We start from the raw sequence: 14,768 nt of genomic DNA, 5'->3' as shown, positions 1-14,768 counted from the left end.
TTGTCTATTTTTCTTTCAAGTGATAGATACGGCTCGCATAGTCTCCAGGCATCTCACGACTCCAATATTCATGAGCACGTCCGATATAGTTTTCTCCCAATATCAATCCAGCTTGCATTAGATCATCACCATAACGTAACACTTCGTCTTCATTGATTCGATACAACTTGTCTTCTTTTAATCCTTTCAATTGTATGCGTTCATACACAGGATTCGGTTTTGCTAACACTTGATATACACCAACTAAAGCTTCCGTTTGGTCAAGAGAAACAACCATCCATGCTGTTACATTTTCTTCAAATGGACTTTTCAAACGGTAAAACTTTCCTTGATGGATCAACTGTTGCCATTCTTTTACTTGCTTGATTTGCGCTTTGATGATCTTTTTATCTGTCTCATTTAATTTTGTGCTATCTAACTCATACCCGAAAGTCCCGAATGCTGCCACATCCCCACGCATTTTTAATGACGTTGTGCGAGCAACCTGGTGATTTGGTACTTCTGAGACATGGCTTCCAATGGCAGACAAAGGATAAATAAATGATGTTCCGTATTGGATCTTCAATCTCTCAACTGCATCAGTATCGTCACTCGTCCAGGTTTGTGGTGCATAATACAACAGACCAGGATCAAAACGTCCGCCACCTCCTGCACAGGATTCAATCAATAAGTCCGGATACTTCGCCAGAATTTTTTCATACAAAGCATATACTCCTAAAATATACCGATGCATCACTTCTCTTTGTTTTTCGGCAGGTAAGTTTTGTGAGTAGGCTTCGGAAATGTAGCGGTTCATATCCCATTTTATATAGTCGATCTCATTACTGCTGAGAATCGCATCCATCTGATCAAAGATATTCTCCACAACTTCTGGGCGCGAAAAGTCTAATACATATTGATTTCGTCCATGAGAAATATTTTTTTCTGGATGCCCGATGACCCATTCTGGGTGAGCATCATGAATCGGTGTCCCAACAGATACCATTTCAGGCTCGAACCAAAGACCAAATTTCAAGTCCATTGCGTGTATCTTTTGAGCTAATCCCACAATTCCATTAGGCAACTTTTCTTTATCCACTGCCCAATTTCCTAACGAACTGGAGTCATCATCACGTTTTCCAAACCAGCCATCATCTAATACGAAAAGATCAATACCTAAGGACTTCGCATCCCCAGCTATTTCTAATATTTTTGCTTCATCAAAATCAAAGTAAGTAGCTTCCCAGTTGTTGATAAGAATCGGTCTTTCCCGTTTTGCCCACTTGGGATTAATCAATTGTTCTCTATACAATGTATGGAAGATTTGACTCATTCCATTTAACCCTTTTTCACTGTAAACCATTACGGCTTCTGGTGTGGTAAAGGTTTCTCCAGCATCTAGCTTCCACTCAAACTGATGAGGGTTGATCCCCATCATCGCTCGTGTCACATTATACGTATCGACCTCTACTTGAGCTAAGAAATTTCCACTGTAGACAAAGCTGAAACCAAATACCTCTCCTCTATGTTCAGTTGCATCTTTTTTTGCGAGTGCGAAAAAGGGATTATGAGCATGACTACTAGCTCCTCGTGTACTGGAAATATTTTGTACACCTGTAATCAGTTCTTTTCTTTCTACTTGTGCTTCTCGGGCCCAAGCACCATGCAAATGAACAAAGTCATAATCAGCAGTTGGAAAGTCAATGTTTAGACTCATCAAACGTTCAACTCTAACGGAATGTGTTCCTTGATTTTCTAACGTTGCATGCCTTGTTATGACACTCAATTCATGAAACACAGTGTAAGAAAGAGTCAATATTACATCAGAATAACGATCCTTCAATTGGATTTCTAATGTAGTCGCTTCATTTGAAGTAGCAAAGGTTGAAGGCATCCCTTTAATTTTTTTCTTTCCTTCTACAACTGAATAGGCTTGATACTCGAAGTGACTGATGTGATCTCCATCTGGGTAACGAAGTTCAATAGCTGGATAGCGAAAGTCCGTTGTCCCGTATGCCGGCATCTCTTGTTTAATATGCTCCAAGGATGTCGTATAGTTATCGACCTTTAAATTGTTTGATGGTCGCACTTCCCGTTCAATCAAATGAACAAATGAACTACGATGTCGGATAGCTTTCCCAACATATAATTGTTCCAACACGTTTGTCTCTTCCATAACCCGAAATATGTAACTTATTTTCCCATTTGTAAGATGAAACTCTTTTGTATCTTCATTGACAAGAACATAGTTAGTCATAATGTACTCCTTTAATTCATTTTTATAGGTAAACTTTTGTTAGTGGTGTTTAGTGTTATTATTCTTTCACCTTTACTTGGAGCCCTTTTTGAATCATCATCCAATAAAGACTTGGAACAAGAAAGAAGAACAGTACTAAATTAAAGTAGGCTACGCCCATTGCACTCCATGTTAGCATTAAAACAAACAAACTTTTAAAAGGATTACGAATCATATAGTCCAAAGTATAGGCATAAAGCCATTTCCCATTATATGTATCTTGTTTATCCTCATATAAACTGATTGCTAGCACTAAAAAGGTATGATAAAGGGAAAACAGCGTCAAACTGGTTACTACTAAGAAGCTACTTATAGTATGCAAAAGTCCCATATAGAGACATAAAAGACTAGCTAAACACAGATTTAACAATACAGTCCATACAAATGATAACCCTTTACCAAAAGGGATACTTTTTCTTGTTCTATCTTGTTCAGCAGGTGCATCAATTGGAGCAAGAACTACCCTTTCTTGTAAAAAAGACAGTGCACTTCTTGCTGCATCTGCAAAACCATAAATTAGACCGGAACGTATGAGTGCACCCCAATAATGTACTGATCCGACAACAAACAAATGAATCATTTCTACAGATCGTGTCAATCTTGGGGATTTTTTCATCTTCATTCTTCCTCTCTAAAGTTAATTGCTTATTTTACTGAACCGGCTACACCGTTATAGATATATTTTTGTAATGAAAGGAACACAATTAGAATAGGGATAATAACGATCATGACCCCAGCTAGGATAACGGGCCAATTGGTTCCATAAGGCCCTTTAAATGCAAAGAGTGCAGTGGAAATAACTTTTAATTCCCGACCTGGCATATAAAGGAAAGGATTGTAGAAGTCATTGTAGACGCCTACTCCACTAATAATAAGCATTGTCACAATTGGGGCTTTTAAGTTCGGCAGAATGATTTTCCAGAAAATTTGGAAATAAGACGCTCCATCTAAAATAGCCGATTCGTCTAATGAAATAGGAATCTCATCTAAGTATTGCATAAAGATGTAAAGGGCGATAACGTCCGTTCCCAGGTTTAAGACGATAACTGACCAAATGGTATTAAACAACCCTAATCCTTCAATAATTTGGAACGTTGCTACTTGACTCGTTATTCCCGGAATCAGCATGGCTGTCATAAACAATGTTAGGATTATTTTCTTAAAGCGGAAATCAAAACGATTCATCGCATAAGCAAACATTGACCCTAATGTTAATTTCCCAACCATACTAACAACAAAAATGAATAACGTATTCTTGAACCCTGTTAGCATTTCTCCATCGACAAATGCCGTCACATAATTAGTAAAATCTAAAGTTTTAGGCAGAGCCAACACACCTGTCGTCAAAAACTCCTCATTAGACTTAAATGAGCCGATCAACACAACTAATATTGGCAATAGCGCTACTATGACCCCTAAAGAGAGGACTATATATTTGAATATACTTCCAAATGAAAATTGAACTTTCTTTTTTTTCTTCTTTTTATATCCTACTTCTGTTAGTTCCATGTCCTACCTCTTTTCTCGTATGGCTAAACGTTGGATTACAGTAACCACAATTACGATCATCAAAAGAATGATTCCCATTGCCGAAGCCAAACCAGTCTTATTGTACTTAAAGGCTGTTGAAATCGTTTGAATGACAAATGTCGTTGTTCCGTTAGAACCGCCTGTCATAATATAAGGAATATCGAATACACTTAGTGAACCGCTGATTCCTAAAATGATATTTAAAAAGATAATATTTTTTATGCTTGGGACAATAATATAGAGAAATTTATCCCATTGGCTGGCGCCATCAATATCCGCTGCTTCATATATTTCAGGATTGACCGATTGGATAGCCCCTAAAAAAATCAGGAAATTGAATCCGGTATATCGCCAAACTGAAGTAAAAGCCAAAGAAATGTTATTAATCGAACGATCCCCTAACCAAAGACGAATTTGACCGTCTAATCCTAGGAATGATAAGACCGTATCTAATGTGCCGCCACCTTTATAGAAATACAAAAAGATGAATCCGATTGCCACGCCATTCAATAAGTAAGGGAAGAATAATACACCTTTCCAAAAATTAGCGAATTTGACTTTGAACGATAACAACGTTGCGAATAATAGCGCGATACCTAGTTGGAAAAATGTAGCGATGAAGTAGTATAAACTTGTTTTGAAAACTGCAAAGTAGTTTGGATTTGTTAAAACCGTCCGATAGTTATCTACACCAACAAAATTAGGATCAGGTGTGATTCCATTCCAATCAGTCAAACTGTACTGGAACATTTTAATTAACGGATAATAAGAAAATAACAGCAATAAAGCAACTGGAATGATAGTAAATAAGAAAATGAGCAACTTTTTTTCTGTATTTTGATTTAACTTTATTTTATGCACAGTATACCCCTCCATTAATAAATCGAGCGTCCCCACGAAACAGGGACGCTCCTTCAGCTCAATTAATTATTGCCAACTGTTTCGATTGCATCAGCCCAACGTGTATTAAATTCTTTCATAATATCTTCAAATGTCTCATTTGAATTTCCTATACCAGCATCAATAATGCGTTGTTTTTCCAAGTCAGTAGAACCTACACCCAATTCAGACATATTGTTCACATCAGGGAATAACGATTCTTTGCCTTCAGGAGCTGGGTTTTCTTCTAGTAAGATAACACCTGCATCTTGGCTGGATTGTAACGCTGCTGGATAGTCTCCACCGATTACAGCTGATAAACCACCATTGTCTACTGCATAATCAGATTCATTCACTAACCAATCCAATAAAGTGCGTGCTGCTTCTTTATGTTCACTATTTACATTAATGGCTAAGTTATAGTCACCACCTATACCCATATATTGTTCGCCGTCTTCAGCTGTTGTTGGGAAGGTTTGGAATGTGATATTTTCTGCATTTTCAGGAACGATATCTTGGATTTGTGGTACAGCCCAGCTTCCTAAAACCATGACCCCGACTTTTCCATTTGCCAAGTCTACTTTTGATTGTTCCCAATCAGATGTTGTTGGGTCAGCTTCAATCAATCCTTTATTAGCTACTTGATATAACGTGTCATAGATCGTATACATTGTGTCGCCTTTTTCAAATGGAGCAGTATCTTGTGCTAATTTTGTTGTTACATCTGGATCACCAGAAACTCCTGTACGTGTGAAGTCCCAGTTAGATAATGTCCAACCTGCAGCATAGTTTGTGTATAACGGAGTTACATCAGGAGTTTTTTCCTTGATCGTTTCTAAAGCAGCAATAAAGTCTTCTGGTGTTTTAGGGAACTCGTTGATTCCAGCATCTTTAAATACTTGCATATTTACGACCATGCCTGTTGCATTCATCTGTGATGGAATACCGTATTGAACGCCTTCGAATGAACGATCATTCAGTCCCATATACGTTTCGCCTAACTCTTCTTTGTCTCCTAAAGGTTCAAAGAATAATTCAAAATCTTGTGGTGCAATATCCGCCGGCAGCATCAATAGATCCCCGTATTCTTCTGTGTTCATTCGTGTCTTCATTTGACCTGCATAATCGGTAATCGTTTCGATCTCTACTTTAATATCAGGATGTTCTTCATTGAATTCTGTTATGTATTCATCCCATTTGCCATTCGTTTCCCAGTCTGTTTTATGGTTGATGAATGTAATTGTTTCAACACCATCTGCTGCATCAGTTTCCTTCGTGCTTTCTCCCCCACATGCTGCTAACCCCAAAACAGAAGCGATTGCCAAACTTGCCAAACCAGCTTTACCAAAAACGGAATTTCTTTTCATCTCTATATCCTCCTCAAAATATTTTTAAGAATCAGTAAGCGTTTACAAGGAATATGTTAGCATGTTTACTTTTAAATGTATATACTTTTGTTAAAATTTTTTTATTTTTTTTCGAAATAAGATCGAATGATTGATTCTGCAGGCTTCCCATACACTGCATAATCCTGGTCTGCGTCTGCTTGGTGAATAGGATATAACTTAGATTTCCAATCCCAAAGGCCAAAGCCCTCTACCCATTCACATTTATCGGTTTGTCGAAACATCTCCTCATACCATTCTTTTTGTCCTAGACTGTCGACTGATCCTTCCAACTCCCAATTATTCGGCAACCATTTTGAGCCGGTCCGACTTGCACAGCCTGCTTCACAGAAAAAGAAAGGCTTTTGTTCTTTTTCTACTACCTCTTCGATTCGTTTTAGTTCTTGTTCCCATTTATCAATCGGGTAATAACCAGATGAGGAAAGGACATCGACTGCATCCCACCATGTTAAATGATCCTCTTGATATTTGTCGCAATTGTAGGTAATCAACCCAGTATAGGCATTTCTTACGTTTGAAATAACCTCACGCCATTCTTTTTCTCGGCGATCACTATTCACCAGCTCACATCCTACTACAAAGAGTTCACAAGCAGTTTCTTCGGCAATTTTTGCATAATGAGTAATAAATTCTGTGTAGGCACTAAACCATTCTGACCATTTTGGTTCGCAAGGTACATCATGATCAAAAAAATTAATATGAGCTCGCCACATGCCATCTGCTATATTCACCATAGGTTTTAAAATAACTTTTAAACCTATTTCTTGTGCAAATGCAATCATTTTTCGTACTTCTTGATTACTTAATACAGTCTCTGCTTGCCAATCGATTTTTGTTGCATGTATTGTTGCTTGTTCTGCGACAACCGCAAGAATTACGTGCGTTGCTGCACAGCGTTCTTTCAATAATCGCAACGATTCAAACGCTTCTTGTGTCTCCCATTCCCCACGTTGACTCATATAACCAAACGTTACTCCTTTAATAAATTCCATAATTTTCTCCTTTTATGTATTGACTTTCCCAAACAAAAGTATATATTTATTAATGTATGCGGTACCATCATTATTAACCAATCTTTTTTGTTTGTAAAGAATAAATCATTTAATCGTTCTAAAATACAATTTTGGTACCCTAAAGGAGACTTTTATGAATGAAGAAAAGCAGCTTTTTTATAAACAAATGTGGGCATTTGCCTTACCTATTACGATCCAATTAATGATTACCTCTGGTTTAAACATTATAGACTCCGTTATGGTTGGAAGCCTAGGTGTTGAAGCAATTGCTGCAGTGGGGATCTCAAATAAATTCACTCAGTTTTTAGCCGTTATATTGCAAGGTTTTGCCAGTGGTGCGACCATTTTTTCTTCACAATATTGGGGGCAAAAAAATGTTTCAGGTGTCAAACAAATCTTAATTTTAGTGTCAAAAATTGCAACGATTTTTTCATTCATTTTTGCACTTGTAACGTTATTATTCACCCCTTTCATTCTTGGAATTTTTTCTGATGATGCCATTGTTATTGCTGAAGCGGTACCTTTCTTGCGTATCATCAGTCTTAGCTACGTATTTACTGCTTTATCTATGATTTTTAGTGTGACCCTTAAGACGATTGGAGAGGTCAAACGTCCTACCTTTTATAGCGTTATCACATTGTTAACAAACACCCTATTCAATTGGCTCCTGATCTTTGGTCCTTTTGGGTTGCCTGCTTTTGGCATTCGTGGAGCAGCTTTTGCTACATTACTAGCTCGTATTGTGCAAACACTCTTGTTGTTCTCTTTATTTGTAAAAAAAGGCATCCTAAAATCTGAAGTTGATCCATCAGAACCCGCATTACAAATCACTGGTCCTTACTGGAAAGTAACCTTTCCCTCTATCATCAATCATTTAACTTGGACCATGGGTGAGTTGGTCTTCTTTTGGCTCTACACTCGAACCGGAACAGATCAGACCGCGGCTATTTCTTTGATTGATCCACTTGTATTCTTATTTGTTTGTGTCTTTACAGGTTTGAGTGATGCTTCGAGCGTGATGATTGGCAATCAGTTAGGTGGAAAAATGTACAAAAAAGCTTTGTTTTATGCCAAACAATTCATCCGATTGACCACTATTCTTTCTATTGTTATCAGCGGAATCATTCTTCTATTTTCACCTATGATCCTGCAATTTTACAATATCACTAATCACGTAGAAGAACTCGTAAACCAAGTATTGCTGGCTTATATTGTTCTGTTGCCTTTTAAAAATTTAAATTATGTCAATAATGTTGGGATCCTGCGTGTTGGTGGAGATACGACTTTCGTTATGTGGTTAGATACTCTATCCGTTTGGTTATGGGGAATCCCAATGGCTTTCCTTGCGGTATATCTTGGATGGCCGCTTTGGAGCATCTTTTTCGTGGCTAATTCACATGAAATTATTCGTGCTATTATCGGTGTACGGCGCACCTTACGTGAGGACTGGTTAAAAACCCTTATTGCTTGATAGAAAAATTGTTTCACATAAGGAGGAAAATAATGCAGACAAAAGAAGTTTTAAAAAATCAACTTTTAGCAAAAGTGTTGCCTTTCTGGTTATCCCAGCAAGATAATACGAATGGTGGATTTTACGGCAAATTATCCATTGATTTGGAGTCCGACCCGCTTGCTCCTAAAGGTGGGGTCATGATGTCCCGATTCTTATGGACGTTTTCTCATTCTTATAATGCATTAAAAGATCAAGAGTACAAACTCGCTGCAGATCATGCTTACCATTTTATAACAGAAGCCTTATGGGATAATGAATACGGCGGCATTTATTGGCTTGTTGATGCCGAAGGTAAGCCTCTTAACCCTATCAAACATGTCTATGCCCAATCCTTTGCGATCTACGGTCTGAGCGAGTATGCGAAAATTGATCCAACTTCTGATGCACTAGAATATGCGAAAAAACTATATAACCTTATTGAAGAGAATGCTTACAATCCAAGCACTCTTGGTTATGAAGAAGAGTTTGATCAAAAATGGAAGCAAAAATCGCTATCACAAGTTGCTTCTCAAAATCCTAAAGTGAAGTATACAACAAATACACATTTGCATTTACTGGAAGCTTATACAAACCTTTACACAATATGGCCAAATGAAGCATTACTGAAAAAAATCCAACATCTGTTAACGTTGTTCATTACACACATCTTTCATCCTGCTGGTTACTGCCAACAAGAATTTGATCAAAACTGGACTTCAATCATTTCTGGAGTTTCTTATGGGCATGATATCGAAACTGCTTGGTTATTGGATGAAACTTTAGACTGCTGTAAAGTAGATGAAGATTTAGATAAAACGGTACGCAAGATGACATCTGAACTTGCTGCTTATTGCTACGAAAAGGGTTTAGATGAAAATGGTTGGATGGTCAATCATGCCGATGGTCCTCGTCTCGATAAAACAAAAGTTTGGTGGGTAGAAGCAGAAGCTGTTATTGGTTTTTACCATGCCTTTCAACAATCCGGGAATAGCAACTACCGAAATACTGCATTAAATTTAGTTCAATTGATTCAGCAAAAATTTGTAGATCACCGTCCTGGAAGTGAATGGTATTCTCGTTTGGACGAAGACAATCAACTATTGTCGGTACTTCGTAAAAATGGAACTACAGAAGAAAACATATCCGATTCATGGAAAGGACCTTATCATACGGTTCGTTTTTATGTAGAAATGATCAAACGTCTGGAGGAAAAATAGAATGAAAATGAAAGATTTGGAAAACTATTCTGGCAGAGGCATCAAACCAGCTGATTTTGATGCTTTTTGGGAAGATGGATTACGTGAAATGGAATCTCTTCCACTTGATTACATACTAGATCCGGTAGATATCCCTTCGCAAGTTGCCAACTTTTATCATCTGACATTCAAAGGCGTTGGTGGAGCTACTATTCATTGTCAGCTCATTACGCCAAAAGAAACAGCCGGCAGAAACTTTAAAGGTCTACTTCAATTTCATGGCTACCACACAGATTCAGGTGATTTCCAAGATAAAATTGGATGGGCAGCTGAAGGTTTTGTTGTCTTAGCAATGGATGCTCGCGGACAAGGCGGACTGTCTGAAGACCGTACGCAAACAAGCGGAGGTGTTATGAAAGGACTGATCATTCGCGGCATGGAAGAAGGAAAAAATAATCTTTATTTTAGACAAGTTTTCTTAGATACAGCTCATGTAGCTCGAATCTTAAAATCAATGGATTTTGTAAATGAAAATCGTATCTATGCTCAAGGAGCTTCTCAAGGCGGCGGACTGACCATTGCTTGTGCAGGCCTTGTTCCTGATCTTTACCGTATCTATGTCTCTTATCCTTTTCTTTCTGATTACCGAAAAGCGTATTCTCTTGGTGCTCAAACATCTGCTTTTGAAGAAATTCCATATTGGTTCCAATTCCGCGATCCGCTTCATAAACGTGAAAAGGAAATCTTCGATACATTAGAATATATTGATATCCAGCATTTTGCTCCTCGTATAAAAGCAGAAGTGTGTTGGGCTGTTGGGATGCAAGACACCATCGTCCCACCGATTACTCAAATGGCAACTTACAACAACATTACAACTAAAAAGAACTTAATTATTTTGCCAGAATATGGTCATGAATATTTGCCAAAAGTCAGCGATGACATGCGCAGTTATTTTATCGATTAAATAGACGAGAGTGGGACAAAAAGTGTTTAGACCCGAATCACTGGAACGAATAAGCGCAGTATGGTCATCGACCATCGAATAGAAGCACTGTAGGCTAACGCCTAAGTGTATCATGTCTGTACATAGCTGAAGCTACTACAGCCATGACAAAGTGGACGTCGGGTCTGTTTTTTGGAGCACGTTTTAGAATAAACATTCGTAGGAAGAGGCTGGGATTTTTGTCCCAGCCTCCTTCCTACTACTTCTTTAACTTTAGTTTGTTTAGAGATATTGTCTGACTAGAAACGTTATAAAACAACTTGATTTCCGCCATTTTTTTGAGCTGCCACTAATTTTTGAGCTGTTCTTTGAATCAATTCACTGATTGTTTCATCTGGATGATAAGTAGAAACTCCTGCACTAACACTTATGTGTCTAGACACTTCGAATACAGTTTCTAGAACAGTTTGTTTGATTATTTCAGCCAATATGCCAGCTTCTTCTTTTTCTGTATTTTCTAGTACGATTACAAATACAGAATCTCTATATCTTCCAGCCACGTATCTATCTTGAATAGAAGATCTGATCACTTGTCCCGTTACTTTCAATACTTCCTCACTCAACATTATTCCAAAATCGTCTTCAATTTTAGCATAGTTGTCTACGCTTAAAACAATAATCGACATTGGCTGTTCTTGCTTTTTAGCTCGATTCGAGTGTTTTACCAACTCTACTATGATAGCTGATCGTGTATAAAGGGAAGTCAGTGCATCTCTCTTCATTTGAGTTGCTAAAGTCTTATTTTTCACCACTAATTGTTCTCTTTCAAGTTCCTCTTGTGTTATATCAAATACAATCCCGGTAAGAAATAACGGTCTTCCATTTTCATCTCTTTCCGTTACTTTTCCTCGGTCTTGATAAACTTTCCAAGAACCATCTTTAGCTTGGATACGGTACTTCACTTCCCACACAGGTATTTCCCCTTTTAAGTGATCCATCATCAATTGCATCACTCCATCTTTATCGTCAGGATGGACTTTGTCTGTGAAGAATTCATATGGAACTTTCTCAGGCAGATCCTCTTTCATATACCCTATTGCTTCTGCTTTTAAAGGATTGAACGTTACTTCGTTTGTAGTAAAATCCCAGAACCACTGCCCTAAGTTTCCTGTCCATCCAAATTCCAGGCGTTCTGATTTTTGAAAAGTCAGTAATAATTCTTTATTCAATCGATCTAATGATTGCACCTTTAAAAGTAGTTCTTCTTTTGTTAATTCTTCGTATTCTTTATGTTCTTTCATGATATCCCTCCTTTTACACTCTTTTTGAGTTTAAAACTATGTCAAATTAAGTGTACTTTATTTTTGAGAACGGTTCAATGCTTATAAAAATATATGAAAAATTAGAGACCTTGCATTACCTGCATGATGTCTAATCGTTGCCGTATCGGAAATTATTCACTTATTTTTTGCGAAAAAAAATAGTCACCTACTTTTCATCAATAGATTAATGGCTTGCTGGATACTTTCTTCTTCAGAAGTACCTTCTTTTATATTTTCTTGGACACATTCGACTAGGTTCTCCGCTACGATTAAACTGATTGCACGATCAAGACTAGAACGAACAGCTGATAACTGTGTCACGATAGCTGTACAATCTTTTTCTTCTTCGATCATCTTCAATACCCCATGCAGCTGTCCATCTGAGCGTTTTAAACGATTTACGATTTTTGCATTGTATTCCATTATACAGTATCTCCTCTCCACGCAGAAATGCCGCCCATTACGTTTGTTACGTTGTATCCCTCTTTTGCTAATAATTGACAAGCTCTGGCAGAACGTACTCCTGAATGACACATAACATAATAGTCTTGTTCTTTATCTAATGTTTTTTTCGCATATTCTAAATCGCTTAAAGGTACATGAATAGCACCGTCTACATGTTTTGTTTGCCATTCATCTTGTTCGCGTACATCCACTAAAGAAACTTTCTCTCTTTTCCATTTTTGTTCAAACTCTGGCATTGATATCGAATTATACATTATTTTTCCACCTTTTCTGGTCTGACTGTTGAATAAAGAGCAAATGCTCCATCCAAATTTTTAACCTTATATCCTTTTTGTTTCAAAATCCGTTCAGCAATGTAGCTGCGTAACCCACTGTGACAACTCACAATGATTGGTTGGTGTTTAGGCACTTCTGACAAACGTTCTCGTAACTGATCAAGAGGAATATTCATCGCTCCTTTTAAGCGACCATTATTAACTAGTTCATTTTCATTACGCACATCTAATAATAAATAACCTTCTTCTTGCCTTGCTTCTAATTCATGCCATTGAATCGAATCGCTTACTCCTTCAATAATGTTCAAAGCAGCATATCCAGCCATATTCACAGGATCTTTTGCTGATCCATACGGAGGAGCATAAGTGAATTCTAATTCTGGTAACTCGTGAACACTCATCCCTGCTTTGATAGCTGTTGCGATAATATCAATGCGTTTATCTACCCCATCTTCTCCAACAGCTTGTGCACCATAAATTTTCCCGTTTAAAGGATTAAACAGTAGTTTCAGTAAGATCGTACCGGCATTTGGATAATAACCTGCATGACTTTTCCCTTGGATATGGACGATTTCATACTTTTCATTTGCCTGTTTTAACTGTCTTTCATTTAATCCAGTTGAGGCTGCTGTTTGATTAAATACGCGAACAATTGCAGTACCGATACTACCTTTATTTTTTCGAGGCAACCCACTAATCACATCAGCAACTTGTCTTCCCTGACGATTAGCTGGAGAAGCTAGAGCGATCATTGTATCTTCTCCATTGATTTGTTGTTTTACTACAATAGCATCTCCGACAGCATAGATATCTTTTTGACTTGTTTCATACTGTTCGTTTACTAGTATACCACCACTCAAACCGGTTTCGATACCCGCAGTTAAGGCCAAGCTCGTTTCAGGTTTTACACCAACAGACATCAATGTGATATCACTTTCTAAGCGTTCGCCATTATCAAGCACAATCACTTTTCCTTCTTCTTCAAACGATTCAGCTGCTGCTCCTGTATGCAACTCAATGCCATTTGCATTTAATTCTTTCGTGATATAAACAGCCATTTCTTCATCTAAAGGCGGCAAAACTTGTGGTGCTTTCTCAATAATAGTAACATCCAATCCACGATGAACTAAACTTTCCGCCATTTCTAAACCAATAAACCCTGCTCCAATAATAACGGCTTTTTTAGGGTTCTCTTCTTCAATAAATGCTGTGATGGCATCTACATCTGGAACAGAACGCAACGTGAAAATATTTTTCGCTTCTTCTAGACCTTTAGCTGATGGAATAAACGGCTTAGCTCCAGGGGAAAGAATCAATTTGTCATAAGATAACTTATATTCTCCTTCTATTGTTCGAACTGCTACTTCTTTTTGTTTAGTGTCTATCGCTACTGCTTCACTATAAGGACGTATATCTAGTTCGAAACGTGCTTGTAGAGCTTCTGGTGTTTGTACCAACAAATCGTTTCTTTCTTCAATTTCTCCAGCCACATAATATGGCAGACCGCAGTTAGCAAATGAAACATATGGCCCTTTTTCCAATACAATAATTTCAGCCGACTCATTTAAACGCCTTAATCGAGTTGCCGCAGACATTCCACCTGCTACTCCTCCTACAATAACAACTTTCATTATATTCTTCCTCCTTTTCTAGCCCCAGACCAAGACATCATGCCTCCGCGAACATTCACCACGTCGTGTCCTTGTTTCTTTAAAAATTTCACGGCTTTTTTACTTCGCATACCAGATTGACAAATGACATAGACTTTACCCTTTGGGGTATAATCTGCGATTGTACCTAATGGTATATTTTTAGCTCCAGGTATATGTCCCTCTATAAATTCCTGTGTTTCTCGTACATCAATGATTTGTGGTTTTTTGGTTACTTTCTTTTCCAATTCATCGGTTGAAATGGATGGTACTGGTTTAAAAAACATGTTTTGCCTCCTAATTTAATATTTTTTTATACA

At 37.7% G+C, this 14,768-nt stretch carries 14 protein-coding genes; 3 read left to right on the top strand and 11 right to left on the bottom strand.

Going from position 1 to position 14,768, the window contains the following annotated elements; translation table 11 throughout:
* Window positions 1–4: 4 nt before the first annotated feature.
* The 6 genes from NST49_RS04055 to NST49_RS04030 all read right to left on the bottom strand — a co-directional run bounded on the left by NST49_RS04055 (window position 5) and on the right by NST49_RS04030 (window position 7,082).
* The gene (locus tag NST49_RS04055) at window positions 5–2,236 is read right to left on the bottom strand and encodes an alpha-galactosidase (protein ID WP_341047191.1); all 2,232 of its coding nucleotides are present in this window, start codon (window positions 2,234–2,236) and stop codon (window positions 5–7) included.
* A gap of 58 nt (window positions 2,237–2,294) precedes the next feature.
* Window positions 2,295–2,891, bottom strand: a complete 597-nt coding sequence (locus NST49_RS04050) for a hypothetical protein (protein WP_341047190.1) — start codon at window positions 2,889–2,891, stop codon at window positions 2,295–2,297.
* A gap of 29 nt (window positions 2,892–2,920) precedes the next feature.
* On the bottom strand, window positions 2,921–3,784 hold the full coding sequence (locus tag NST49_RS04045) for a carbohydrate ABC transporter permease (RefSeq protein WP_341047187.1): 864 nt from the start codon (window positions 3,782–3,784) through the stop codon (window positions 2,921–2,923).
* 3 nt (window positions 3,785–3,787) lie between these two features.
* A complete protein-coding gene (locus tag NST49_RS04040) occupies window positions 3,788–4,681 on the bottom strand; it encodes a carbohydrate ABC transporter permease (RefSeq protein ID WP_285836202.1) in 894 nt (297 codons plus the stop codon).
* Window positions 4,682–4,728: 47 nt separating this feature from the next.
* Window positions 4,729–6,051: an ABC transporter substrate-binding protein gene (locus tag NST49_RS04035; RefSeq protein WP_251165811.1), complete on the bottom strand. Its 1,323-nt coding sequence runs from the start codon at window positions 6,049–6,051 to the stop codon at window positions 4,729–4,731.
* A 101-nt stretch (window positions 6,052–6,152) separates the two neighbouring features.
* Entirely contained in the window at window positions 6,153–7,082 is a 930-nt protein-coding gene (locus NST49_RS04030) for a glycoside hydrolase family 113 (RefSeq protein WP_251165812.1), read from the bottom strand.
* Window positions 7,083–7,236: 154 nt separating this feature from the next.
* Between NST49_RS04030 and NST49_RS04025 the strand changes: the two genes are divergently transcribed.
* Genes NST49_RS04025 through NST49_RS04015 form a run of 3 tightly spaced genes read left to right on the top strand, consistent with a single transcriptional unit; the run spans window position 7,237 to window position 10,758 of the window.
* Window positions 7,237–8,574 (top strand): MATE family efflux transporter, encoded by a 1,338-nt coding sequence (locus tag NST49_RS04025; RefSeq protein ID WP_251165813.1) that lies wholly within the window; start codon window positions 7,237–7,239, stop codon window positions 8,572–8,574.
* A gap of 32 nt (window positions 8,575–8,606) precedes the next feature.
* Window positions 8,607–9,812, top strand: a complete 1,206-nt coding sequence (locus tag NST49_RS04020; protein ID WP_251165814.1) for an AGE family epimerase/isomerase — start codon at window positions 8,607–8,609, stop codon at window positions 9,810–9,812.
* 1 nt (window position 9,813) lies between these two features.
* Window positions 9,814–10,758 carry an acetylxylan esterase gene (locus NST49_RS04015; protein WP_251165815.1) on the top strand — a complete coding sequence of 315 codons (945 nt, stop codon included), beginning with the start codon at window positions 9,814–9,816 and terminating at the stop codon, window positions 10,756–10,758.
* Between the two features lie 287 nt (window positions 10,759–11,045).
* On the opposite strand, the gene NST49_RS04010 is transcribed toward NST49_RS04015, so the two are convergent.
* From NST49_RS04010 to NST49_RS03990, 5 genes are all read right to left on the bottom strand, one after another.
* Window positions 11,046–12,038, bottom strand: a complete 993-nt coding sequence (locus NST49_RS04010; RefSeq protein ID WP_251165816.1) for a sensor domain-containing diguanylate cyclase — start codon at window positions 12,036–12,038, stop codon at window positions 11,046–11,048.
* A 183-nt stretch (window positions 12,039–12,221) separates the two neighbouring features.
* Window positions 12,222–12,482, bottom strand: coding sequence for a metal-sensitive transcriptional regulator (locus tag NST49_RS04005; protein WP_023179336.1), 261 nt, complete (start codon window positions 12,480–12,482; stop codon window positions 12,222–12,224).
* Window positions 12,482–12,778 (bottom strand): rhodanese-like domain-containing protein, encoded by a 297-nt coding sequence (locus tag NST49_RS04000; RefSeq protein ID WP_251165817.1) that lies wholly within the window; start codon window positions 12,776–12,778, stop codon window positions 12,482–12,484. Before NST49_RS04000 ends, NST49_RS04005 begins: the two co-directional genes overlap by 1 nt.
* Complete coding sequence (locus NST49_RS03995) at window positions 12,778–14,430, bottom strand: FAD-dependent oxidoreductase (protein ID WP_023179340.1); 1,653 nt, start codon at window positions 14,428–14,430, stop codon at window positions 12,778–12,780. Before NST49_RS03995 ends, NST49_RS04000 begins: the two co-directional genes overlap by 1 nt.
* Window positions 14,430–14,735, bottom strand: coding sequence for a rhodanese-like domain-containing protein (locus NST49_RS03990; RefSeq protein WP_251165819.1), 306 nt, complete (start codon window positions 14,733–14,735; stop codon window positions 14,430–14,432). Before NST49_RS03990 ends, NST49_RS03995 begins: the two co-directional genes overlap by 1 nt.
* Window positions 14,736–14,768: the final 33 nt, after the last annotated feature.

Origin of the sequence: Carnobacterium sp. FSL W8-0810 (genome assembly GCF_038007125.1) — a bacterium.
Taxonomy (GTDB): domain Bacteria; phylum Bacillota; class Bacilli; order Lactobacillales; family Carnobacteriaceae; genus Carnobacterium_B; species Carnobacterium_B inhibens.
This window is presented reverse-complemented; position numbering and strand designations above follow the sequence as displayed.